The 22,442-nt window shown below is 57.4% G+C and carries 21 protein-coding genes and 1 tRNA gene; 11 read left to right on the top strand and 11 right to left on the bottom strand.

Features of this window, described 5'->3' with window-relative positions; genetic code table 11:
- Positions 1-3: 3 nt before the first annotated feature.
- A complete protein-coding gene (locus BK658_RS13445; RefSeq protein ID WP_123582706.1) occupies positions 4-1,341 on the top strand; it encodes a sensor histidine kinase in 1,338 nt (445 codons plus the stop codon).
- A gap of 102 nt (positions 1,342-1,443) precedes the next feature.
- On the opposite strand, the gene BK658_RS13440 is transcribed toward BK658_RS13445, so the two are convergent.
- Complete coding sequence (locus tag BK658_RS13440) at positions 1,444-2,688, bottom strand: MFS transporter (RefSeq protein ID WP_123582705.1); 1,245 nt, start codon at positions 2,686-2,688, stop codon at positions 1,444-1,446.
- A gap of 104 nt (positions 2,689-2,792) precedes the next feature.
- On the opposite strand from BK658_RS13440, the gene BK658_RS13435 reads away from it, so the two are divergent.
- Positions 2,793-3,677, top strand: coding sequence for a LysR substrate-binding domain-containing protein (locus BK658_RS13435; RefSeq protein ID WP_123582704.1), 885 nt, complete (start codon positions 2,793-2,795; stop codon positions 3,675-3,677).
- Between the two features lie 147 nt (positions 3,678-3,824).
- Here the strand turns inward: BK658_RS13435 and BK658_RS13430 are convergent, their stop codons facing one another.
- From BK658_RS13430 to BK658_RS13410, 5 genes are all read right to left on the bottom strand, one after another.
- Positions 3,825-4,283: a hemerythrin domain-containing protein gene (locus tag BK658_RS13430; RefSeq protein ID WP_123582703.1), complete on the bottom strand. Its 459-nt coding sequence runs from the start codon at positions 4,281-4,283 to the stop codon at positions 3,825-3,827.
- A gap of 377 nt (positions 4,284-4,660) precedes the next feature.
- On the bottom strand, positions 4,661-4,882 hold the full coding sequence (locus BK658_RS13425) for a formate dehydrogenase subunit delta (RefSeq protein WP_123582702.1): 222 nt from the start codon (positions 4,880-4,882) through the stop codon (positions 4,661-4,663).
- On the bottom strand, positions 4,879-7,767 hold the full coding sequence (gene fdhF, locus BK658_RS13420) for a formate dehydrogenase subunit alpha (protein ID WP_123582701.1): 2,889 nt from the start codon (positions 7,765-7,767) through the stop codon (positions 4,879-4,881). The genes BK658_RS13425 and fdhF overlap by 4 nt, the downstream gene beginning before the upstream one ends.
- A complete protein-coding gene (locus tag BK658_RS13415; protein ID WP_185019821.1) occupies positions 7,764-9,326 on the bottom strand; it encodes a formate dehydrogenase beta subunit in 1,563 nt (520 codons plus the stop codon). Before BK658_RS13415 ends, fdhF begins: the two co-directional genes overlap by 4 nt.
- Entirely contained in the window at positions 9,323-9,799 is a 477-nt protein-coding gene (locus BK658_RS13410) for a formate dehydrogenase subunit gamma (protein WP_123582700.1), read from the bottom strand. Before BK658_RS13410 ends, BK658_RS13415 begins: the two co-directional genes overlap by 4 nt.
- Positions 9,800-10,468: 669 nt before the next feature.
- Here BK658_RS13410 and BK658_RS13405 point away from each other — a divergent pair.
- The 3 genes from BK658_RS13405 to BK658_RS13395 all read left to right on the top strand — a co-directional run bounded on the left by BK658_RS13405 (position 10,469) and on the right by BK658_RS13395 (position 12,435).
- Positions 10,469-11,458 (top strand): Abi family protein, encoded by a 990-nt coding sequence (locus BK658_RS13405; RefSeq protein ID WP_123582699.1) that lies wholly within the window; start codon positions 10,469-10,471, stop codon positions 11,456-11,458.
- A 301-nt stretch (positions 11,459-11,759) separates the two neighbouring features.
- Complete coding sequence (locus BK658_RS13400) at positions 11,760-12,143, top strand: DUF6124 family protein (protein ID WP_123582698.1); 384 nt, start codon at positions 11,760-11,762, stop codon at positions 12,141-12,143.
- Positions 12,144-12,177: 34 nt separating this feature from the next.
- A complete protein-coding gene (locus BK658_RS13395) occupies positions 12,178-12,435 on the top strand; it encodes a hypothetical protein (protein ID WP_123582697.1) in 258 nt (85 codons plus the stop codon).
- Positions 12,436-12,549: 114 nt separating this feature from the next.
- On the opposite strand, the gene BK658_RS13390 is transcribed toward BK658_RS13395, so the two are convergent.
- The 5 genes from BK658_RS13390 to BK658_RS13365 form a co-directional block, all read right to left on the bottom strand.
- On the bottom strand, positions 12,550-13,128 hold the full coding sequence (locus BK658_RS13390) for a hypothetical protein (protein WP_123582696.1): 579 nt from the start codon (positions 13,126-13,128) through the stop codon (positions 12,550-12,552).
- Between the two features lie 286 nt (positions 13,129-13,414).
- The gene (locus BK658_RS13385; RefSeq protein WP_123582695.1) at positions 13,415-14,479 is read right to left on the bottom strand and encodes a hypothetical protein; all 1,065 of its coding nucleotides are present in this window, start codon (positions 14,477-14,479) and stop codon (positions 13,415-13,417) included.
- Positions 14,480-14,876: 397 nt separating this feature from the next.
- Complete coding sequence (locus BK658_RS13375) at positions 14,877-15,377, bottom strand: DUF3916 domain-containing protein (protein WP_123582694.1); 501 nt, start codon at positions 15,375-15,377, stop codon at positions 14,877-14,879.
- Between the two features lie 148 nt (positions 15,378-15,525).
- Positions 15,526-15,855 (bottom strand): hypothetical protein, encoded by a 330-nt coding sequence (locus BK658_RS13370; protein WP_123582693.1) that lies wholly within the window; start codon positions 15,853-15,855, stop codon positions 15,526-15,528.
- Between the two features lie 219 nt (positions 15,856-16,074).
- Positions 16,075-16,159, bottom strand: a tRNA-Leu gene (locus tag BK658_RS13365).
- Positions 16,160-16,266: 107 nt separating this feature from the next.
- Between BK658_RS13365 and queA the strand changes: the two genes are divergently transcribed.
- The 6 genes from queA (at position 16,267) to BK658_RS13335 (ending at position 22,354) form a co-directional block, all read left to right on the top strand.
- Entirely contained in the window at positions 16,267-17,316 is a 1,050-nt protein-coding gene (gene queA, locus BK658_RS13360) for a tRNA preQ1(34) S-adenosylmethionine ribosyltransferase-isomerase QueA (protein WP_123582692.1), read from the top strand.
- A gap of 14 nt (positions 17,317-17,330) precedes the next feature.
- The gene (gene tgt, locus BK658_RS13355) at positions 17,331-18,446 is read left to right on the top strand and encodes a tRNA guanosine(34) transglycosylase Tgt (protein ID WP_185019828.1); all 1,116 of its coding nucleotides are present in this window, start codon (positions 17,331-17,333) and stop codon (positions 18,444-18,446) included.
- A gap of 43 nt (positions 18,447-18,489) precedes the next feature.
- Positions 18,490-18,825, top strand: a complete 336-nt coding sequence (yajC, locus tag BK658_RS13350; protein WP_019693477.1) for a preprotein translocase subunit YajC — start codon at positions 18,490-18,492, stop codon at positions 18,823-18,825.
- Positions 18,826-18,888: 63 nt separating this feature from the next.
- Complete coding sequence (secD, locus tag BK658_RS13345; RefSeq protein WP_123582690.1) at positions 18,889-20,757, top strand: protein translocase subunit SecD; 1,869 nt, start codon at positions 18,889-18,891, stop codon at positions 20,755-20,757.
- A gap of 9 nt (positions 20,758-20,766) precedes the next feature.
- Entirely contained in the window at positions 20,767-21,681 is a 915-nt protein-coding gene (gene secF / locus BK658_RS13340) for a protein translocase subunit SecF (RefSeq protein WP_123582689.1), read from the top strand.
- A 118-nt stretch (positions 21,682-21,799) separates the two neighbouring features.
- Complete coding sequence (locus tag BK658_RS13335) at positions 21,800-22,354, top strand: glycine zipper 2TM domain-containing protein (protein WP_123582688.1); 555 nt, start codon at positions 21,800-21,802, stop codon at positions 22,352-22,354.
- Positions 22,355-22,442 lie beyond the last annotated feature (88 nt).

Raw genomic sequence — 22,442 nt, 5'->3', positions numbered from 1 at the left:
CTCATGGCCGCTTTGCGTCTGCGCCCGCGGGATACGGTGGCCCGCTGGATCGCCCTGACCACCCTCGTCGCGATGCTCACATCGCTGGCGTTCAACGCGCTGTTTATCCAGTTGGCCGGCGTCTGGGCTTATCCACCGTTGGCCGAAACCGGCCTGCTGGAAAAGACCGCGTCCATTACCCGGATGATTGAAGCCTCGCAAGCGTCGCAGCGCGAACTCCTGGCCGAGGCCGCCAGCAATGACGCTTTTAGCGTGAGTTGGCATGCCACCCGTCAAGGCCTCGACTTGCCGGACACTCCCGAAGCGGCTTACCGCGCGGCCTCACCGGAGGCCCAGCGACTGTTCAACACGCCGACCCGCCGAGTCGAAGCCTATCAACCCGGCGACTGGCCACAGAAGAACGGTCACTACGCTTTGCTGGTGCAACTGGCGGATGAGTCCTGGCTGATGTTCAGCGTGCCGTCACGCAGTTGGGGGCTGGCGGAAGGGCCACGAACCCTGATCGTGATTCTGCTGGTGTTGCTGTCGACCAGCGTCGTCGCGCTGATCGCCACCCGCCGGCTGGCCAAACCCTTGCAGCAATTCGCCCTAGGCGCCCGACGCTTCGGCGTCGACTTTCGTGCACCGCCCATCGACCCGGTCGGCCCGCATGAAATCCGTCAGGCGATCCTCGCGTTCAATGCCATGCAGGCCCAATTGCAGCACTTCATCAAAGACCGCACACAGATGCTCGCCGCCATCTCCCACGACCTGCGCACCCCGCTGACCCGCATGCGCCTGCGCGGCGAATTCATCGAAGACTCCGAACAGCAACAACGGCTGTTTCGCGACGTCGACGAAATGCAGGCCATGATCAACTCCGCCCTGGAGTTCTTCCGCGACGACGCCCGCCTGGAACAGGCAACCCAGTTCGACCTGGCCGAGCTGCTGCAAACCCTGATCGACGACTACCGCGACCAATCCATCGACATCACCTTCAGCGGCCCACCCCGACTGGTCTACTTCGGCCGCCCGCTGGGGCTGAAACGGGTGATCACCAACTTGCTGGACAACGCGATCAAATACGCCAGCGAGCCGGCGATTGAACTGTGCCAGGAGGACGAACAGGTGATCGTTCGGGTACTCGACCGTGGGCCGGGGATTCCTGCGGAAAGTCATGAACAGGTATTTGCACCGTTCTTTCGGCTGGAAGGGTCGCGGAATAAAAGCACGGGGGGCGTGGGGCTGGGGTTGTCGGCGGCGCGGGCGATCGTTCTGGAACACGGCGGCACGCTGACCGTGCGTAATCGGACGGGGGGAGGGTTGGAGGCGCGGGTGGTGTTGCCGGTGCAGGAGGGGTAGAGAAAATTAAGAGGGAACTGATTTCATTCTCGTAACTGGCGTCCAGTTGTCACGAATATTCATCAGCTCCCTTTTTTCCATGGCATTACAGGGAGAACGATTTCAGACCGAGCCAAGTTCCAATGCATAGGCTTTTTCCACGCGTGGAAAGAGCGGCACCGTCAGCAGGGCACAAAAGGCAGCAGCCAGCCACACCACGCCCCATGAGAAATGAGTCATGAGGGCGGACGCAGCGATAGGGGTCGCGAACAGCACGACAAAGACGCAGGTATTGCCCATGGCCAGCGCCGTGCCTGCCCTGCTGGCGCCTGCCAGTGTCGCGAGTTCGGTGTAAGCCACACCGTGCCAGGCGGATACGCTGATCCCGGCGATTACCATCACGCCGATGATCAGGGCACTGGCCAGCGGTGTTTCGCTCATTCCGTAAAAGCTGGCGGCCGATACCGTGCAGCCCAGAACCAAAAAGGTCAGGGCACTCAACCATGCACAGGTTTTAAGGTAACTACGGCGGTTTTTATTTTTATCGGTCCAGCGCCCGCTCCAGATTCTGCTGACGATCGCGCCGATCTGTATGACCGCCAACGTCGCGGAAACCAGCGTGATGTTGAGGTTGCCAACGTCATGAAAGAACACGGCGGCATAGGTGAGAATGGCAAATTGCGGGGCGCATAGCAGGCCGATGGCTAAAACGATTCGCCAGACTCTGGAATCTTTCAACGGGCTGGCTGTGGGCTCCTGACTCTGTTTTTTCGCCGCGTCGCTGGAGAAGTCCGGCTCATACAACCAGAACCCGGCAAACAGGCAGGCAATGAGACAGAAGATGGCAGAGGCACTGAATACTTCGACAAATCCATAGGTATGGGCAAGGTAGGGCAGCATGATCGCCCCTAAGGCATAACCTCCCGGGACCGCCGTTTGCCGAATGCTCATGGCCAGCCCTCGTTCGCCCTCTTTGAACCAGGCCATGATGGCTCGACCACTGGCGCCGTTGACGCTGCTTCCCAGCAGGCCCACCACGAACAGCCCTATGGCCAGCAACACTATCGTGGGTGCATACAAGGCAAGCATGGCCAGCCCAAGCAGTGCGATCCCGGAGGTGAGCAGCCCCGTCAGCAGCACAGGGCGATCACCCCAGCGATCAGTCAATAATCCCCACGGGATCTCGCTGACGGCAATACCGAGTCCCAAAATCCCCAAGACCAGCCCCAGCTCGGTGTTATCGAGCTGATACGTTGCTCGCATATAAACCGCTGTCGCGGGTAGTCCACCCACGACACTGGAAAAGCTTGCGTTGGCTGCAACGCCGACACCCAGCACTTTCCAGCGGTGACCGTTATCCACAGGCATAAGAATCCCACTCGTTGAATAGTTGTGGGTCAAAAGACTCTCATGAGGGTATCGTCTCGAATATCAAATTATTTTTTGTATTCGTCCCAAAAAACAGGATTGTTATGAGGCCGGTAAATTTCGATTTAGATGCCATGCGCAGTTTCGTCACCGGGGTCGAACTGGGGAGCTTTGCCAAGGCGGCGCAAAAACTCGCGCGTTCGACTTCAGCCATCAGCGCCCAGTTGAAGAAGCTGGAAGCCCAGGTGGGCTCAGCGCTTTTCAAAAAGGCAGGTCGCGGGCTTGCCCTGACTGATACAGGAGAGGTGCTGCTCAATTACTCCAGGCGTCTATTGAGCCTCAACGACGAGACCATCACTGCAGTCTCCGAGCTGAAGCTCAAGGGATGGGTACGCCTCGGGCTTCAGGAGGATTTCAGTAGCTTCTTGCCGACGGTGCTGGGCAGGTTCGCCAGGGCGCATCCCGATGTTCGAGTGGAAGCCCGGATTGCGCGCAATGCTGACCTGCTGAGCCGGATCGAAAATGGCTCACTCGATTTGGCGGTGGTATGGGGGGACGTGCAGGAAGTCGGATATCGGGAGCCGGTGGCGGAACTGCAAATGGAGTGGATCGGCTCTTCTCACCAGTACCTCGACTGGCGCGTCGAATCAGGGACACCGCTGCCCATCATTGCGTTTGACACGCCATGTCCTTTTCATTCAGTGGCCACTGCGGCGCTGAATCGCGAGGGGATTCCCTGGCTACTGTCGTTCACCAGTTCCAGCCTCAACGGCCTGTCCGCCGCGACCGAAGCAGGTTTGGGGTACACGATCAGGACAGCCTTGGGCTTGCAACCGGGGACCGAACTGTTGGCTGCCGGCGAACGAGGTTTGCCGCCTTTACCCTCCATAGCCCTGACGCTGCATCGAAGAGAGGCTAACCCTGATCCGCTGACCGAGCGTTTGTCGAATATCGTCATGCAGGCTATTCGAAGTGAAATTGTTTACTGAGCGATAAATTGCGAGCGTTAGTGTGATGTGCATGTAAAGCGGACATGAGAGGGTAAACCACGGTTTCTCGTATTCATAACCGTGGTTTGTCCCTGTATTTTTACTGCGTGTTGGCTGCGATTTGTTGGACGTGGTTGAACACTCCAACTAATGCCACTGGCGCTTTATTTCCTGCCACTGAGTGTCTGACAGCGACTTGTCTGCCATCGGAAAGAAGATATTCTCCTCGGACTCCATATGGTCATAGTATTTCTTGATAAAGTCATCGATGGCATCAGCGATCACTTTTATCTCCTGAGTTGAGTCTTCCAACATCTTGAGTTGTCCAGCAATGCGCCCAAATGCCAGATGATCGCGCTCGATATCCTTGACCCGTTGGTGGATCGGTGCCTCAGTCTCCAGCAAGGCCTGCCGGATAAGCTCTTCATTTTCATGGTGATGCCGCTCTGCTTCACCGTGCAAGGCTTCCAGTACCTGAAACAACTGCTTGCGATCATCCGCACCCGCGGACTCATGCCTGATTTTCCCAAGTAATCCTTTGATCTCGGTAATTTTGAGCGCCACCTCATGATGATAGGTGTGCAGTTCATTCAACAACTCGTTCATATAAAATCCTCTCCGCTACACCAAGGCATCATGGGGAATTATTAATCAGCAACTTTCAAGGGTGGGGCTATATATAAACTTCCATCGCTTCTAATACATTCACCCATCGCGTTCATCAAAACGTACTAAACATTTTTAGTATAGTCGGGCGCCAAATTCTCACCCCGGTAAACGTGCCGCCCTTGGATGAATTTGAAATATCAGGTCAGCGTTTATATACGCTGTTTGATCTACTGCAGGAGACGTTGCAAATAACAGGGGAGGGGATTGTTGGTTTTGGAGGGGGGAAGAACGGGAGGCGTTATCAAGCGGAGCATGGGTTTACCCCTTGGCCTGTCTTCACAAACCAAGGGGTAAACCCAAGGGATCAGGTGAACCTAAGCCTCCCAGCCCGCGCCACTGACCGCCGATTGCACCAGCGGGTGCAAATCTGCGCCCTGATGCGCCGTCTGCCAGGCCAGCAATTCCTTGCGCATGCCGGGCGTCCAGTACATTTTCAGGTGATTACGCACGTCGAGCACGGCCTGTTTCTGGTCCGGTTCGCTGGCGAAGTACTGGGCGATCTGGTTAGCCATTTTGATCAGGTTGGCGGTGCTCATCGGCGTACCTCGGCTTTTGCTCCGGTGGTGCGGGCCTGGCGGCGTTCGTCGAGCAAGCGTTGTTGATCGTCGCTGAACTCCTGATAGCGTTTTTGCCACTCGGAAGGGTGGTAGACGCGGCTGACTTCCACGGCGGTAACCTTGTACTCCGGACAGTTGGTGGCCCAGTCGGAGTTGTCGGTGGTGATGACGTTGGCCCCCGACTCCGGGAAGTGGAAGGTGGTGTACACCACGCCTGGGGCGACCCGTTCGGTGATCCGCGCACGCAGGACGGTCTGTCCGGCGCGGCTGCCGATACCAACCCAGTCACCTTCGTTGATGCCACGGCTCTCGGCGTCGGTCGGATGGATTTCCAGGCGGTCTTCGTCGTGCCAGGCGACGTTTTCGGTGCGCCGGGTCTGGGCGCCGACGTTGTACTGGCTGAGGATGCGCCCGGTGGTCAGCAGCAGCGGATAGCGACTGTTGACCTTTTCCTCGGTGGGCACGTAGCCGGTGAGCATGAAGCGTCCTTTGCCGCGCACGAACTCCTCGATGTGCATGGTCGGCGTGCCGTCCGGCGCCGCGGCGTTGCATGGCCATTGCAGACTGCCGTGGCTATCCAGTGAGGCGTAGCTGACATTGGTGAAGGTCGGCGTCAGGCTGGCGATTTCATCCATGATTTGCGACGGATGCTGGTAGTTCATTGGGTAACCGAGGGCGTTGGCCAGGGCCACGGTGCCTTCCCAGTCGGCCTTACCGCCCAGCGGTTCCATGACTTTGCGCACCCGGGAGATGCGCCGCTCGGCGTTGGTGAAGGTGCCGTCTTTTTCCAGGAATGAGCTGCCCGGCAGGAACACGTGGGCGAACTTGGCGGTTTCGTTGAGGAAAATGTCCTGCACCACGATGCATTCCATGGCCGACAGGGCCGCGGTGACGTGCTGGGTATTAGGGTCGCTTTGGGCGATGTCTTCGCCTTGGCAATACAAGCCCTTGAAACTGCCGCCCAGGGCGGCTTCGAACATGTTGGGAATACGCAGGCCCGGATCGGGTTGCAGCGTAACGTTCCAGGCCTGTTCGAACTGCGCTCGTACCACCTCGTTGGAGATGTGCCGGTAGCCGGGCAACTCGTGCGGGAAGGAACCCATGTCGCAGGAGCCCTGAACGTTGTTCTGCCCACGTAGCGGGTTCACGCCCACGCCTTCGCGGCCGATGTTGCCCGTGACCATGGCCAGGTTGGCGATGCCCATGACCGCGGTGCTGCCCTGGCTGTGTTCAGTTACGCCCAAACCGTAGTAGATCGCCGCATTGCCACCAGTGGCATACAGCCGGGCGGCGGCGCGGATGTCGGCAGCGGCGACGCCACAGATGTCGCCAAGGACTTCCGGCGAGTTTTCCGCGCGGCTGACGAATGCCTTCCACTGAGCGAAATCGCTGCCTTCGCAACGGGCGTCGATAAAGGCCTGGTTGAGCAGACCTTCGGTGACGATGACGTGGGCCAGGGCGTTGAGCATGGCGACGTTGGTGCCGGGGCGCAGGGCCAGGTGCAGTTCGGCGCGGGCATGCACCGTGTCCACCAGATCAATGCGGCGTGGGTCGATGACGATCAGCCGCGCACCTTCACGCAGGCGGCGCTTGAGCTGGGAGGCGAACACCGGGTGAGCGTCGCTGGGGTTGGCGCCCATCACCAGGATCACGTCGGCCTGCATCACCGAGTCGAAACTCTGGGTGCCGGCGGACTCGCCCAGGGTTTGTTTCAGGCCATAGCCGGTCGGCGAGTGGCAGACCCGCGCACAGGTGTCGACGTTGTTGTTGCCGAACGCGGCGCGCACCAGTTTTTGCACCAGATAGGTTTCTTCGTTGGTGCAGCGACTGGACGTGATACCACCAATGGAATCGCGACCGTATTTTTGCTGCAGGCGGCGGAATTCGCTGGCGGCGTAGGTCACCGCTTCATCCCAGCTGACTTCCTGCCAAGGGTCGTTGATGTGCTTGCGGATCATCGGCTTGGTGATGCGATCCGGGTGGGTCGCGTAGCCCCAGGCAAAGCGCCCTTTGACGCACGAGTGGCCGTGGTTGGCCTGGCCGTTCTTGTCGGGGACCATGCGCACGACCTGGTCGCCTTTCATCTCGGCGCGGAACGAGCAGCCCACGCCGCAATAGGCGCAGGTGGTGATCACGCTGTGTTCGGGCTGACCGAGTTCGACCACGCTTTTTTCCATCAGCGTCGCGGTCGGGCAGGCTTGCACACAGGCGCCGCAGGACACGCATTCCGAGTCGAGGAAGTTCTCGCCACCGGCGGCCGCCACCCGGGATTCGAAACCGCGCCCGGTAATGGTCAGGGCAAAGGTGCCCTGGGTTTCTTCGCAGGCGCGCACGCAGCGGTTGCAGACGATGCACTTGCTCGGGTCGTAGTCGAAGTAGGGGTTGGAAGTGTCCTTCTGGTCGTCCAGATGGTTCTCGCCTTCATAGCCGTAACGCACTTCCCGCAGGCCGACCTGGCCGGCGACGGTTTGCAGCTCGCAGTTGCCGTTGGCCGAACAGGTCAGGCAGTCCAGCGGGTGATCGGAGATGTACAGCTCCATGACGTTGCGGCGCAGGGTCGCGAGCTTCGGTGTCTGGGTGTGCACGCTCATGCCTTCGCTGACCGGCGTGGTGCAGGACGCCGGGTAGCCGCGCATGCCGTCGATCTCCACCAGGCACATGCGGCAGGAACCGAAGGCTTCCAGGCTGTCGGTGGCACACAGTTTGGGAATGGTGGTGCCCAGCAGCGCGGCGGCGCGCATCACCGAAGTGCCTTCGGGCACGCTGATGCTTTGGCCGTCGATGTTCAGGGTGACCTGCACTTCGCTGTTGCGGGCCGGGGTGCCGAGATCGATATCGGTGTTCGGGTCGAAGAGAGTGATCATTGGTCGGCCTCCGAGGCTTGCAGACCGAAGTCAGCGGGGAAGTGCTTGAGGGCGCTGACCACCGGATAGGAAGTCATGCCGCCCAGCGCACACAGCGAACCGTACTGCAGGGTGTCGCACAGGTCCTTGAGGATGATCACCTGTTCATCGCGACTGCTCTGGTCGGGCGCGGCCAGCAATCGGTCGATCACCTCCACGCCGCGGGTCGAGCCGATGCGGCAGGGAGTGCATTTGCCACAGGATTCCTCGGCGCAGAACTGCATGGCGAAGCGCGCCATGTGGGCCATGTCGAGGCTGTCGTCAGCCACCACCACACCCCCGTGACCGAGCATGGCGCCGATGGCAGCGAACGCTTCGTAATCCAGCGGCGTGTCGAATTGCCCCGGCGGCACCCAGGCGCCGAGAGGGCCACCCACTTGCGCGGCTTTCAGCGGCCGGCCACTGGCGGTACCGCCGCCGTACTCTTCCACCAGTTCCCGCAGGGTAAGGCCAAAGGCCCGCTCTACCAAACCGCCGTGACGAACATTACCCGCTAGTTGGAAGGGCATGGTGCCCAGCGAACGGCCCATGCCGTAATCGCGATAAAACTGCGCGCCCTTGGCCAGAATCAGCGGCACCGAGGCCAGCGTCAGCACGTTGTGCACCAGGGTCGGCAGGCCGAACAGGCCCTGCAAGGCCGGGATCGGTGGCTTGGCGCGGACGATCCCGCGCTTGCCTTCGAGTGAGTCCAGCAGCGCGGTTTCTTCACCGCAGATGTAAGCGCCGGCACCGACCCGCACTTCCATATCAAAAGCCTGGCCGCTGCCGCCGACATTGGCGCCGAGGTAACCGGCGGACCGGGCGATATCCAGCGCCGCGCGCAGTGTGGCCACAGCCTGTGGATATTCCGAGCGCACATAGATGTAGCCGTAGCTGGCGCCGACGGTGATGCCGGCAATGGCCATGCCTTCGATCAGCAGGAAGGGGTCGCCTTCCATCAACATGCGGTCGGCGAAGGTGCCGGAGTCGCCTTCGTCGGCGTTGCACACAATGTATTTCTGCGCCGCTTGGGTGCCGCGCACCGTGCGCCATTTGATCCCGGCCGGGAACGCCGCGCCGCCACGGCCACGCAGGCCCGAATCGAACACGGCGGTCGCGGTTTGCTCGCCGCCCAGGGCGACGGCCCGGCTCAAGCCCTCGAAACCGCCATGGGCCCGGTAATCGTCCAGGGACAGCGGCCGGGTAATGCCGGCGCGGGCGAACAGCAGGCGTTGTTGCGTCTTCAGATAAGGCAGCTGTTCCACCAGGCCCAAGGCCAGTGGATGGGCGGACGGCTCGCCTTGCAGCGCCTCGAGCAGCGACGGCACGTCGGCAGCGGTCAGCGGGCCGAAGCCGATACGGCCTTGCGGCGTGTCCATTTCCAGCAGCGGTTCCAGCCAGTACAGGCCGCGAGAACTGGTGCGTTGCAGGTCCAGCGGCAGATTGCGTTCCCGGGCCTGAGTGGCCAGGGCCACGGCCACCTCTTCGGCACCCACGGCACGGGCAAGCGAATCACAGGGTAGATAGAGACTCGGCATCATGCGTCCTCCAGGCAAGCGTCGAGCAGGGCATCCAGGCGCTCGGCACTAAGCCGCGCATGCACCTGACCATCCAGCTCAAGGGCCGGCGAGCAGGCGCAGGCGCCGAGGCAATACACCGGGCGCAGACTGATGTTGCCGTCGGCACTGCTGCCGTGGTCGTCCAGTTGCAGGCGTTCACGCAATTGCGCCGCGAGCTGCTCGGCACCGCGGCTCTGGCAGGACTCGGCCCGGCACAGACGCAGGATATGCCGCGCCGGAGGGGCGGTACGGAAGTCATGGTAGAAGCTGATTACCCCGCGAACCTCGGCCTGACTCAGGTTGAGCGCATGGGCAATCTCGGGGACGGCGGCATCGGGGATGTAGCCGATGCCCTCCTGAATATCATGAAGGATCGGCAACAGCGCGCCGGGCGAACCCTTGTGGCGCTCCAGCAGGTTGTTGACCATAGACAGGTGCAACATCTCATCAGGCATACAGCATTCCTCACGGTCACGGGCAAACCAGGCGGTTGTCGGTTGTCCGAAAGTGTCGGCTGCGGCACTCACGCCACGTCACGGTATCGTGGCATTTTCAGGCCGTTGGCCAGGCACCCTGAGCGGGCATCTTGTTGGGCCCGGTACGGTCTTTGCCGCACCTCTTCAGGGCATATACGGCAGCTTGCCACGCTGCCTTTGAATCATCTGCACGAAAGCGACGTGTTTGGTTCTTTCTACGACCAATCATTGAGTGTAGAAGAGTGTGGCCGAAGGCGCCGTCTCTGGAGCGGGGTTATGCCTTTTTGCTTTAGGGGTTATGCACAAAGGATTGCAGGCGGGGTAGGTGATGGCTGAGTTCACCGGGAGGACTACGATGGTGGTGAAATTTGCTCGCGTCAGGCATCGCAGAAAATATCCCTACCGCTATTTCGGAATGGCCTGACAACAATCCGCAGTGCTCTGTTTAGGTTGCTCATAAGCGGGCGGTATCGTCAGCAAGAGATCGTCGCAAACCCGCATAAACCCTAGTGTTTGCCGCGTTTACGTGATGTATGCATTGACATAGTCATTAGGCTACGGCAGCATTAATCCCAATCGCGCCCGATCCTCTGGTGTTGGCTTAGTCCGGCATTACGTTCGGGCCTTCTTATTTCTGGAACATGGAAGTTGCCTACGCCAGCCCCTCCGAAGCCGTTCCGTACATATCCTGATTTGGTTGCGCTGCTGGCCAGCAGGGGTGTGCAAATCAATGACCAGTCTCGTGCAGAGCGCAAGCTCGCGCAGCTAGGGTATTACCGTCTCAGCGGATTCTGGTATCCGGCACGGGAATTCAAAATGAACGGCCAGCAGCAAGAAGTCTGCTCGGTCACGGGCAAGCCTCTGCGTCTGGATACTTTCCAGGCAGCCACCTCTTTCGATACGATCGTAGAGCTTTACAAGTTCGATAAACGACTGCGAATGCTCATGCTGGATGCAGTCGAGCGTCTGGAGGTTCACTTCAAGACCGTAATGGCTCACGAAGTTGGCTATCACGACCCGATGGCCTACGCCAATGCGAAATTCATCCTGCACAAATGGACTCAACCGTACACGGACACCCGCGGTAATACGCGGAACAAGTGGGCAGAGTGGAGCCAGAAGCAGCAGTCGCACATTGTGCGTAGCAAAGAGGACTGCATTCAGTGGCACTTCAGAGCCGGCAAGTCCATCCCCATTTGGGTCGCGGTGGAGGCATGGGATTTCGGGGATCTATCGGAATTTTTCGAGCTGCTGAATAGCAAGTATCAGAATCTCATACTCGCGCGCCTTGGCTTGAACAACGCCAAGATGCTCAGTCGGTGGATGCAGCAAACCAGCCATTTACGCAACCGCTGTGCGCACCATACGCGAGTCTGGAATCAGGCCTCACCTAACCCATTAGCGGTCCCCGCTGAACCGTATTTTCAGACGTTGGGGCTGGATCAATATGCGCTCAAGCGATTGTATGGGTTAGTCGCAGTCATATGGTTTCTGTTGCAGAGGATTGCACCAGCCTCGACCTGGATCAACGATGTCGCGGATCTGATCGATAGCAAGCCTGCTATGCCAGGCTGCACCTTCAAAGCGATGGGATTCCCGGATGAAACCGGGTTCCCTCGGAAACAGTTCGGGATCTAGCCGGCGTATCAAACAGATCCCGCAGACTTGCCGTAACCCCATCCCTGGGCGCATCGAAGTGGGCGGCATCCCCACCTCACGGAGGGAAGAAACGGGGACAGACCACGATTATCAATGTGATGAAGCCTTATCTATCCCGCGTATCTCCCCGTCCTAGGACATTTCCCGCAAACCGTAGCGCCTTCCATGAACTGGCAAGCAACACTCCTGGAAGATAATCTCCTGTCTTCGCTGCAGCCGAGCGGACGGTTTTGACAGGCCGAAAAAAACGCAGGGATCCTGAAAATCCTGGAGATTCCTTATGAAAAAGACAACCCGAAATCCACTTGATAACCCGTCGCTCTCTACATCAGAAGACCTCGATCCACTAGAGCTTTCCGAAACCGCCCAACGCACCGTCAGTGCCCGTTTGCGTAACCCCAGTCACCCTGATCCCGTCAGCCATGTATTCACTATTGTTCCCAACGTAGACACGCCAACCTTGCTGGTCCACGCCAGCGAAACCCTCGCCTCTATCAACGCCATGACCACCGACCTGGCGTTCGAACTAGAAGGTTCGCGGCGCAATGTGGCACTGGCGATTCAACAGTTGGCCGTGCTGGCCGAGTTGCTGGTAAACCGAGCACTGGATCACCTCGACCCGCCCGATGAGGCGGGTGAGAGTCAGCCCACCGTCCACCACTGAGTGGCCGCGCTCGTTTACCCAATGGAGGTTTGTCATGGATCGATACATGCCAGTCACCGGCATTGACTGCACCATCCCGTCTCTGCTGATCGATACCCAAGCGCCACTCGACGTACTGCACGAAACCGCGGCCTACCGCATCCGCACCGCGACCCAACTATTGGAGAACATCGCCATGGGCGAGGGGATTCACAGTGAACTGGCTCGGGTGCTGGTGACTTCACTGCGCGATGGTTGCGATTTGCTGGATGTGGTTGGGCGACGATTGCAGGCGCAGGTGCTGTTGGTATGAAAAATGGGCGACCTTGTTTAGGTCGCCCGTTTTAGTTGGGGCAGGAAAAGGGAGGGCAGATTACGTTTTACTCAGACCACGTAATCGTGATCTGTTTCGTATTCTCCTCACCACTCAGTAGTTTTCAGCGAATTCGTGAAACTTACTAAACACCTGAAATCCAACATAGTCGGACCGGTGCTTGTACTGCGTCCGGTAGTAGCAATCCCAGTAACTGATCATGCGATCTTGCGTCGCTTGAAAATAATTCTGATTATCCCGAATGAAGCTGCCGTAAAGCGTCGGACTGATTTCGGACAGGTGAGCTTCAACGGTGTTAAGAATCTCGATTACGTACTCGCCAGTAAGCTGGAAAACGAACGGGACAATCCATGGTTCATGAACTGAAAGAATGCATTCCAGTTGACGTTGACGCACACGCCCATCGTAGTGTCGTGTCAGAAGACATGAGTACAAGATGCTCTGAACGCCAGTCAGCTGCCCGCAGGCTTGTTCATCACCCTCGTGATGAATCCGATAAGGGATGATCAGGTTCTCTTCACCGATTTTGACCTCTATACCCCGATGCGTTGCTAGCCTGGTAAGACCCAAGATCTGGCTAAGACCTTCTGCCTCCAATCTGAGCGAGGATGGGAACGCAGTGGTGATTGAGCCTAGTGGAACTGGCGGAGGGGAGACAAAACGGAGCGACATATGAATGTCTCGGCGGACTGGACGATTTACAGCATGCCTACTTTGGCAGAAAACAGCACGGTTGGATGGGGGATCTAGGCGGCTAGGTGAGTCTTAGCTAGCAGCCACCGGCAATTGGTGCGCATGGAGTATGGTGGGGGCACCAAATTTGCCCCAATCCTTGTGAAGTGTCCTACCGTGCGTAAAGTGCGTAATGGGTGTCTCCCCTTTCTTTACCTTTTTTCCTACTTTCTGATGGGCGGATTAATAATTGGTATTATTCTAAGTCCTGATGGCAATGCATTTATTATGCAATTGGTTTTCTGGTCAGTACATAAAAATTTCTTCTCTGGCCTCCATCAAGTCCTGTAGCAAAGTCACTAATTTGATAGCCCCCTGGCGTAGCTATTTTTTGTACTAATGCGGGATCATTTTTGGCATCGTCTGGGATTTTTACATACTCTGTATTCATCAATATACCAAATACTTTTCTCATGTCATTTCTCCACGCTATTTTTTCTTCCTCCTCAAGCTCATCAGCATTGGCAGGGATTTCATAGAGAAGGGATAAGTGTCTATCTTGTTCGATTTGTTTGATATTATCTCCTGTTGCAATAGGTAACGCTTGTATATCCTCTAATGTTAATCCTTGAGAAATGCCTTGCGAGATAGCTGTTATTTTTTGTTGAGTGCGCGGCGACAGAAGATCCCATTCAACAGTAATTCTGTCTGTTGTTCCAGGTCCATAGAGCTTGTATTTCATGTCTCTATATTTATCAATGGTAAAAGAAGAAGCTATGCCTCCCAATTTACTAATGCTTAGTTTTGCAATTTCACCCCGTAAAGGACCTTGCATCCATTCGATTTTAGTAGATCCATTTTCTAAGGCATCATTTGATTGGAGTAGTCTTAGATGAAAGCCAATAGCATTTTTGCTTCTGTTTTTTTCTCTAACTCCCAAGAATGTAGATTCCAATGAATTGTTTTTCCCTCCAAAAACAAATCCAAAACCTAACCATCCTTCATCTGTAAATCCTTCCTTTTCAGTGTATGCTACAAAAGCGGATCCACCAGTTTTTGCAATATTACTTATAAGGTAAGGAGGCATGATGTCACGATGATCCTTCATGCCAAAAATACTTTCTTGTTGTTGGGAGGCAAGCTCTAAACCATTTCCTTTCTGACCATCCTTCAAGTTTGTTAAGAAGTGAGCGTGTTCCCAGTCAAGAGGGGTGAAAATAGTTGAGCCTATTCCAGGTATAACTTTTTTCCAGCCAATCCCGTGCTTTTCAAAACCGAAATTTTCGGGAGCAAAAAAAACTCGCGCTGCTGCAATTTCTAGCTCTTGTGGAGTATGTTTAGATGTAATCATGCGTTTAGTCCTTTAATCGTTCAGTCCTATAATTTGCCTCTCAGTATAGTCGTAGGTAATAAGAATATGAGTGGAGATTATTATCTAGTTGTTACAAGTAATTGCCGGTTTTTATCTTTTGTAAAATGTGTAAGCTGCCCCCATTTGCGGCACCCAGCAGTCCATGGCATTGAGCGTCAGTGCTCCATAAACCCCACATTCAAAGTCATCACCTGATCCCTGATGCTGTGCTCCCGATTCCTTTCCGGAGCCAGCACCTCATGATGCATCCCGATGCAAAAGTCGAAAAAGTCTATCTTTACCCCAAGCCCGTCGACTTCCGAAAATCCATTGATGGCCTCGCTGCGCTGGTCTAACGGGACAGTAGAGAAAAAATTTGTCCTCCCTTTCCCCCACGTCAGGCTGGCTCCCCGATGCACCACCACTGCACTGCGACGTCATCGTCAGGTTGGGTTACGTCATGCCCGTGCTCGATGAAATGCGCTGGCGTGTGCAGCGCAAGAGCATCACTGATCTGCTCTGGCTTGAGCGCGTTGGTTTCACCGAGAAAACTCAGATAATAGTCCCGGTCATAGAAGAGGGTGATCTCGCTCTGATGAACCCATGGCCACACCAGCAGGCAAGCGACCCGGTAATAACCCTGTGAGCGGTCGGCAGCGTTGGACAGGTGGCTAGCGGCTTCGAGCAGTTGCTGAATACAGAAGGCCTGAACTTCGATCCTGGCTTGAGGGCCTTGGACCAGGGCCGCATGCACCGGGATCTTCCAGTGTGTGTAGCGCTCCATATGCACGGATCGCGGGTGAAACTCGTCGCGAAAACTGGAGGCCCAGCGTTCCAGAGCGCGAAGGCGGCGGGGAATGCCTCTGAGTGGCTTGTTGCTGAGGGCGATTTGCCGCATTGATACGTCCTTGTGATGCCGAAAAAGTCTTTCGTTGTTGTCTGCTGGCGCAATGGAAAAGTGGACAGGTCCATTTTCATATCAGCCAAAGCCCTGCCCAATATCAGCCGGTGGAAAGGGGCATCAAACTTGCTCCCAACCCGATCATTCACTGAATATCTTTCAAATAATCCTTAAGCGCAATCAGCGGACTATCAAGCTGCTCCAGCGTCTGCACAGCGCTGAAATCTCCCGACAACCTATCCAGCTCTCGACCCAGCGGCGTACCCGCCCCACCTATCGCCTCAAGCGCCAGCCCCACGCATTCAGCCACTTTGACCTTGATGGTCGCGACATCACCTCTGCGTACCAGCAAGCCGAATACGTCCCGCTGGTAGTCGCCCATCATCAGGTCGTCGCGCAGGATCGGGCTTTGATCTTCTGTTTCGTAAGCGAGTTTGAGGGAGAAGAGGGCGACTGTTTCCAGGGGTAATTCCATGGGGGGAATCCTTGAGGGAAAAAATGGGGGCAGAATCATTTTTTCGCAGGTTTTTTGGGTGGAAGAAAGAGCGGGGTGGTGCCTCTTGTTGTGACGCGGAGCGTCACGGGATGCGTTACCACGCAGAGCGTGGGAACGATCAGTGGGGCGGGCATGCCTGTGCACCACTTTTCTATAGGCGAAAAAAAAGGCCTTGCTAAGCAAGACCTTTCTTAATTTTGGTGCCCCGAGGGAGACTCGAACTCCCACTCCTTTCGAAAACGGATTTTGAATCCGCCGCGTCTACCAATTCCGCCATCAGGGCTCAATGGCGGCGAAGTATAGAGATGAGATAACCGTCGGTCAATCAGGTACATGGAGAATTTTCACTATTTCCGCTAGACTTCCCGGCCCTGCTAGACGAACCCCATCATGCGCGTTGCTGACTTTACTTTCGAACTCCCTGATTCGCTGATCGCTCGCCACCCTTTGGCTGAGCGGCGCGGTAGTCGCCTGTTGACCCTGGATGGGGTCAGCGGCGCTCTGGCACACCGTCAATTCACTGATTTGCTTGAGCATTTGCGCCCGGGCGATTTGATGGTGTTCAACAATACCCGGGTGATTCCGGCGCGGCTGTTTGGCCAGAAAGCTTCCGGCGGCAAGCTGGAAATTCTGGTCGAGCGGGTGCTCGACAGTCATCGCGTGCTGGCCCATGTGCGCTCCAGCAAGTCGCCGAAGCCGGGTTCGACGATCCTCATCGACGGCGGTGGCGAAGCGCAAATGCTCGCGCGTCATGATGCGTTGTTCGAACTGGGGTTCGCCGAAGAAGTGCTGCCGCTGCTCGACCGTGTCGGGCACATGCCGTTGCCTCCTTATATAGACCGCCCGGACGAAGGCTCGGACCGCGAGCGTTATCAGACGGTCTACGCCGAGCGTTTGGGCGCGGTGGCGGCACCGACGGCGGGGCTGCATTTCGATCAGCCGTTGCTCGAGGCGATTGCCGCCAAGGGTATCGAGACGGCGTTCGTGACCTTGCACGTTGGCGCGGGCACCTTTCAGCCGGTGCGTGTCGAGAAGATCGAAGACCACCACATGCACAGTGAATGGCTGGAAGTCGGCCAGGACGTGGTGGATGCGGTTGCTGCGTGCCGTGCGCGGGGCGGGCGCGTGGTGGCGGTGGGGACCACCAGCGTGCGTTCTCTGGAAAGTGCGGCCCGCGATGGCGTGCTCAAGCCGTTCAGCGGTGACACCGATATCTTTATCTACCCAGGCCGGCCGTTCCATGTGGTCGATGCCTTGGTCACCAACTTTCATTTGCCCGAATCCACGCTGTTGATGCTGGTTTCGGCGTTCGCCGGTTATCCCGAAACCATGGCCGCCTACAAGGCCGCCGTCGAGCATGGATACCGCTTTTTCAGCTACGGTGATGCGATGTTCATCACCCGTAATCCCGCGCCACGCGGCCCTGAGGATCAAGCATGAGTCGCACCAGTCGTATGTCTTTCGAATTGCTGGCCACTGACGGCAAGGCTCGCCGTGGTCGCCTGACCTTCCCGCGTGGCACTGTCGAGACGCCAGCCTTTATGCCGGTCGGTACTTACGGCACGGTCAAGGGCATGTTGCCGCGGGATATCGAGGCCACCGGCGCCGAGATCATTCTGGGCAACACCTTTCACCTGTGGCTGCGTCCTGGCACGGAAGTGATCAAGAAGCACGGCGACCTGCACGATTTCATGCAGTGGAAAGGCCCGATTCTGACCGACTCCGGCGGTTTCCAGGTGTTCAGCCTGGGCGCCATGCGCAAGATCAAGGAGGAGGGCGTGACCTTCGCCTCTCCGGTGGATGGCGCGAAAGTGTTCATGGGCCCGGAAGAGTCGATGCAGGTTCAGCGCGACCTGGGCTCCGACATCGTGATGATTTTCGACGAATGCACGCCGTACCCGGCCGATGAAGATGTGGCGCGGGTGTCCATGGAGTTGTCGTTGCGCTGGGCCCAGCGTTCGAAAAATGCTCATGGCGACAACACGGCGGCGCTGTTCGGTATCGTTCAGGGCGGCATGCACCAGGACCTGCGCATGCGCTCCCTGGAAGGCCTCGACAAGATCGGTTTTGACGGCCTGGCCATCGGCGGTCTATCGGTGGGCGAGCCCAAGCATGAGATGATCAAGGTGCTGGATTATCTGCCGGGCATGATGCCGGCTGACAAACCTCGTTACCTTATGGGCGTTGGCAAACCGGAAGACTTGGTTGAGGGTGTGCGCCGCGGTGTGGACATGTTCGATTGCGTGATGCCAACCCGTAATGCCCGCAATGGGCACTTGTTCATTGATACTGGTGTGCTGAAGATCCGTAACGCGTTTCATCGCCATGATGATTCGCCGCTCGATCCGACCTGCGATTGCTATACCTGCCAGAACTTCTCCCGTGCTTATCTGCACCATCTGGACAAGTGTGGAGAAATGCTGGGTAGCATGTTGAATACAATCCACAATTTGCGTCATTACCAAGTGCTTATGGCTGGTTTGCGCGAGGCTATTCAACAGGGTACATTGGCCGCCTTTGTCGATGCCTTCTACGCCAAACGCGGGTTACCTGTACCGCCTTTGGACTGAGTTTTCTGACCCCAAGATTCAACATTTGCAACTGGAGTGCTAAATGAGCTTTTTTATCTCTAATGCCATGGCTGATGCTGGTGCCCCTGCGGCAGGCCCAATGGGCGGCGGCTTTGAGTGGATTTTTCTGGTCGGCTTCCTGGTCATCTTCTACCTGATGATCTGGCGTCCACAGGCCAAGCGCGCCAAAGAGCAGAAGAACCTGCTGAGCAGCCTGCAAAAAGGCGACGAAGTTGTGACCACCGGTGGTATCGCCGGCAAGATCACTAAAGTGGCAGATGATTTCGTTGTTCTGGAAGTTTCCGACACTGTCGAAATGAAATTCCAAAAGGGCGCCATTGCCGCCACGCTGCCAAAAGGCACGCTAAAAGCGATCTAAGTTCCAACTTCTACTCAATCGACGGGGCGCGCAAGGCGCCCCGCGTCATAAGCGGGCGGCGTGATGCTGAACAAATACCCTCTGTGGAAATACATTCTGATCCTGGCGGTGCTGGCGGTCGGTCTGATTTATTCCGCTCCCAATCTTTATCCTGACGATCCGGCCATTCAGGTCAGCGGTGCAAGCACTGCGCTGCAGGTTAATCAGGCTGATCTGGATCGCGTGAGCAAAGCGCTCAACGATGCCGGGATCAACGTCAAGGCTGCCACTCTTTCGGCCAATGGCAAGGGCGGTTTGTTGCGCCTGACCAAGGCAGAAGACCAACTGCCAGCCAAAGACGTCGTGCGCAAGGCGCTGGGTGATGACTACGTCGTCGCACTGAACCTGGCACAAACGACTCCGCAATGGCTGCGCACTGTCGGCGCGCATCCGATGAAGCTGGGTCTGGACTTGTCCGGTGGTGTGCACTTCCTGCTCGAAGTGGACATGGAAAAAGCCCTCGATGCCCGCCTGAAAGTCTATGAAGGCGACGTCAAGAGCCTGTTGCGTAAAGAGAAACTGCGCTATCGCAGCCTGCCGCAGATCAATGGTGCCATTCAGCTGGGTTTCAGTGATGAGGCTTCCCGCGAAGATGCTCGTGCGCTGATCCGCAAGAACTTCAACGATTTCGACATTGTTCCGGCCGACCTCAATGGCCAACCGGTACTGCGTCTGGCGATGACCCCAGCCAAGCTGGCGGAAATCCGCGAATACTCCATCAAGCAGAACTTGACCACGGTCCGTAACCGCGTCAACGAGCTGGGTGTTGCCGAACCGATCGTTCAGCGTCAGGGTGCCAACCGCATCGTGGTTGAGCTGCCAGGCGTGCAAGACACTGCCGAAGCCAAGCGTATTCTCGGCAAGACGGCCAACCTCGAGTTCCGTCTGGCGGCTGATCCGGGTGCTTCGAAAGCCACTTCCGAGACCTTCGAGTTCCGTGAGGGCAAGCGTCCTCCTGCGCAAATCGAGCGTGGCCTGATCATCACGGGCGACCAGGTAACTGACGCCAAGGCTGGCTTCGGCGAGCACGGTACGCCGGAAGTGAACATTCGTCTGGACGGTCACGGCGGTGAGCTGATGAACCGTGCGACGCGCTCCAACGTCGGTCGCAGCATGGCGGTGATCTTCATCGAGCAACGCCCGGTGACGACTTACGTCAAGCAAATGGTCAACGGTGTCGAGAAAGACGTGCCGGTCCAGACCTTCAAGGAAGAGAAGAAGATCATCAGCCTGGCGACCATTCAGTCGCCGCTGGGTGCTCAGTTCCGCATCACTGGCCTGAATGGTCAGGGCGAATCCTCGGAGCTGGCCTTGCTGCTGCGCGCCGGTGGTCTGGCGGCACCGATGTACTTTGCTGAAGAACGCACCATCGGTCCAAGCCTGGGTGCTGACAACATCACCAAGGGTATCGATGCGTCGCTGTGGGGCATGCTGTTCGTTTCGCTGTTCATCATGGCCATCTACCGCTTCTTCGGCCTGATCGCCACGGTTGCGCTGGCGGTGAACATGGTGCTGCTGCTGGCCTTGATGTCTCTGCTGGGGGCAACGCTGACCCTGCCGGGTATCGCCGGTATCGTCTTGACCATGGGTATGGCGGTCGACGCCAACGTACTGATCTTCTCGCGGATACGTGAAGAGATCGCGGCCGGCATGACCGTGCAGCGGGCAATCAACGAAGGCTTCGGCCGGGCATTCACCGCGATTCTCGATGCCAACCTGACCACCCTGTTGGTCGGCGGCATCCTCTTTGCGATGGGCACCGGCCCGGTCAAGGGTTTCGCAGTGACCATGTCCCTCGGGATCTTTACCTCGATGTTCACGGCCATCATGGTGACCCGCGCGATGGTCAACCTGATCTTCGGCGGTCGTGACTTCAAGAAGTTGTGGATTTAAGGGGCTGCCATGTTACGTACTATCAACTTCATGGGCGTTCGCAACGTTGCGTTCGGCGTCACATTGTTCCTTACCGCTCTGGCGTTGTTCAGCTGCTTCCACAAGGGCATGAACTACGGTCTGGACTTCACCGGCGGTACGCTCATCGAGCTGACCTACGAGCGTCCGGCCGACGTCATGAAAGTTCGTTCCCAGCTGACTGAGGCGGGTTATCACGAAGCGATCGTTCAGAGCTTTGGCGCGACTACCGATTTGCTGGTGCGCATGCCTGGTGAAGACCCGCAACTGGGTCACCAGGTCGCTGAAGCGCTGCAGAAAGTCGGCGGCGACAACCCGGCTGTGGTCAAGCGCGTCGAGTTCGTGGGCCCGCAGGTCGGTGAAGAACTGCGCGACCAGGGCGGCCTCGGCATGCTGATGGCGCTGGGCGGCATTCTGATCTACCTGGCGTTCCGCTTTCAGTGGAAGTTCGCGGTCGGTGCGATTGTCTCGCTGATCCACGACGTGATCGTGACCATCGGTATCCTGTCGTTCTTCCAGATCACCTTCGACCTGACGGTGCTGGCGGCGGTACTGGCGATCATCGGTTATTCGCTCAACGACACCATCGTGGTATTCGACCGGGTTCGTGAGAACTTCCGGGTACTGCGCAAGGCGACGCTGATCGAGAACATCAACATCTCGACCACCCAAACCCTGCTGCGGACCATGGCGACGTCGATCTCCACCTTGCTGGCGATCTCGGCGCTGCTGTTCTTCGGTGGTGACAACCTGTTCGGTTTCTCCATCGCGCTGTTTATCGGTGTTCTGGCGGGTACTTACTCGTCGATCTACATCGCTAACGTGGTGCTGATCTGGCTGAACCTGAGCAGCGAGGACCTGATTCCTCCGGCCAATACCGAGAAGGAAGTGGACGACCGTCCTTGAGGCGTTATTTCCTCTCGTTATAACCAGAAGGCGCGAGTATTGAACTCGCGCCTTTTTTTATGCTCCAACGTTGGGAGAAGCGCGGGCACGTCCCGCATGTGATGGTCAGGAGGTTCATGTGAACAAGTCGTTACTGGTTGGTGCGGTATTGGGTGCTGTCGGTGTGACTGCCGGAGGCGCTGTTGCCACCTACAGCCTGGTAAAAAGCGGCGGACCTGAGTATGCGCAAGTACTGGCAGTCGAGCCGGTCAAAACACAGATCAAGACGCCGCGTGAAGTGTGCAGGGATGTACCTGTTACCCGTCAGGCGCCGGTGAAGGATGAGCATCAGATCCTCGGTACGGTGATCGGTGCGGTCGGCGGTGGTTTGTTGGGTAACATGGTCGGTGGCGGTAATGGCAAGAAACTCGCCACGGTGGCGGGTGCGGTTGGTGGCGGTTATGCCGGTAACAAGGTGCAAGAGCGCATGCAGAACGGTGATACCACCACCACGATGCAAAGACGTTGCGAGACGGTCAATGATCTCAGCGACAAGCTCGTAGGTTATGACGTTCGGTATTCGCTGGGCGGCAAGGAAGGCAAAGTGCGGATGGATCGTGATCCGGGCAACCAGATTCCGGTCGACAAGGACGGTCATCTGATCCTGGGGCAAAACCAGCCCGCTCAGAAATAAGCTGAATGCCAGACTCAAAAAAAGCACCCGAACGGGTAATGCCAGTCAGTTAAGCTGACTGGCATTTTTATTTCTGATCGGATACTTC

The sequence above is a fragment of the Pseudomonas brassicacearum genome, assembly GCF_003732175.1.
Classification (GTDB): Bacteria; Pseudomonadota; Gammaproteobacteria; order Pseudomonadales; family Pseudomonadaceae; genus Aquipseudomonas; species Aquipseudomonas brassicacearum_G.
This window is presented reverse-complemented; position numbering and strand designations above follow the sequence as displayed.

What these genes read in the sequence shown, in the direction of transcription:
- BK658_RS13445 (WP_123582706.1), top strand. Translation starts at nt 4, where the DNA reads ATGGCCGCTTTGCGTCTGCGCCCGCGGGATACGGTGGCCCGCTGGATC.
- BK658_RS13440 (WP_123582705.1), bottom strand. Translation starts at nt 2,688, where the DNA reads ATGCCTGTGGATAACGGTCACCGCTGGAAAGTGCTGGGTGTCGGCGTT.
- BK658_RS13435 (WP_123582704.1), top strand. Translation starts at nt 2,793, where the DNA reads ATGAGGCCGGTAAATTTCGATTTAGATGCCATGCGCAGTTTCGTCACC.
- BK658_RS13430 (WP_123582703.1), bottom strand. Translation starts at nt 4,283, where the DNA reads ATGAACGAGTTGTTGAATGAACTGCACACCTATCATCATGAGGTGGCG.
- BK658_RS13425 (WP_123582702.1), bottom strand. Translation starts at nt 4,882, where the DNA reads ATGAGCACCGCCAACCTGATCAAAATGGCTAACCAGATCGCCCAGTAC.
- fdhF (WP_123582701.1), bottom strand. Translation starts at nt 7,767, where the DNA reads ATGATCACTCTCTTCGACCCGAACACCGATATCGATCTCGGCACCCCG.
- BK658_RS13415 (WP_185019821.1), bottom strand. Translation starts at nt 9,326, where the DNA reads ATGATGCCGAGTCTCTATCTACCCTGTGATTCGCTTGCCCGTGCCGTG.
- BK658_RS13410 (WP_123582700.1), bottom strand. Translation starts at nt 9,799, where the DNA reads ATGCCTGATGAGATGTTGCACCTGTCTATGGTCAACAACCTGCTGGAG.
- BK658_RS13400 (WP_123582698.1), top strand. Translation starts at nt 11,760, where the DNA reads ATGAAAAAGACAACCCGAAATCCACTTGATAACCCGTCGCTCTCTACA.
- BK658_RS13395 (WP_123582697.1), top strand. Translation starts at nt 12,178, where the DNA reads ATGGATCGATACATGCCAGTCACCGGCATTGACTGCACCATCCCGTCT.
- BK658_RS13390 (WP_123582696.1), bottom strand. Translation starts at nt 13,128, where the DNA reads ATGTCGCTCCGTTTTGTCTCCCCTCCGCCAGTTCCACTAGGCTCAATC.
- BK658_RS13385 (WP_123582695.1), bottom strand. Translation starts at nt 14,479, where the DNA reads ATGATTACATCTAAACATACTCCACAAGAGCTAGAAATTGCAGCAGCG.
- BK658_RS13375 (WP_123582694.1), bottom strand. Translation starts at nt 15,377, where the DNA reads ATGCGGCAAATCGCCCTCAGCAACAAGCCACTCAGAGGCATTCCCCGC.
- BK658_RS13370 (WP_123582693.1), bottom strand. Translation starts at nt 15,855, where the DNA reads ATGGAATTACCCCTGGAAACAGTCGCCCTCTTCTCCCTCAAACTCGCT.
- queA (WP_123582692.1), top strand. Translation starts at nt 16,267, where the DNA reads ATGCGCGTTGCTGACTTTACTTTCGAACTCCCTGATTCGCTGATCGCT.
- tgt (WP_185019828.1), top strand. Translation starts at nt 17,331, where the DNA reads ATGTCTTTCGAATTGCTGGCCACTGACGGCAAGGCTCGCCGTGGTCGC.
- yajC (WP_019693477.1), top strand. Translation starts at nt 18,490, where the DNA reads ATGAGCTTTTTTATCTCTAATGCCATGGCTGATGCTGGTGCCCCTGCG.
- secD (WP_123582690.1), top strand. Translation starts at nt 18,889, where the DNA reads ATGCTGAACAAATACCCTCTGTGGAAATACATTCTGATCCTGGCGGTG.
- secF (WP_123582689.1), top strand. Translation starts at nt 20,767, where the DNA reads ATGTTACGTACTATCAACTTCATGGGCGTTCGCAACGTTGCGTTCGGC.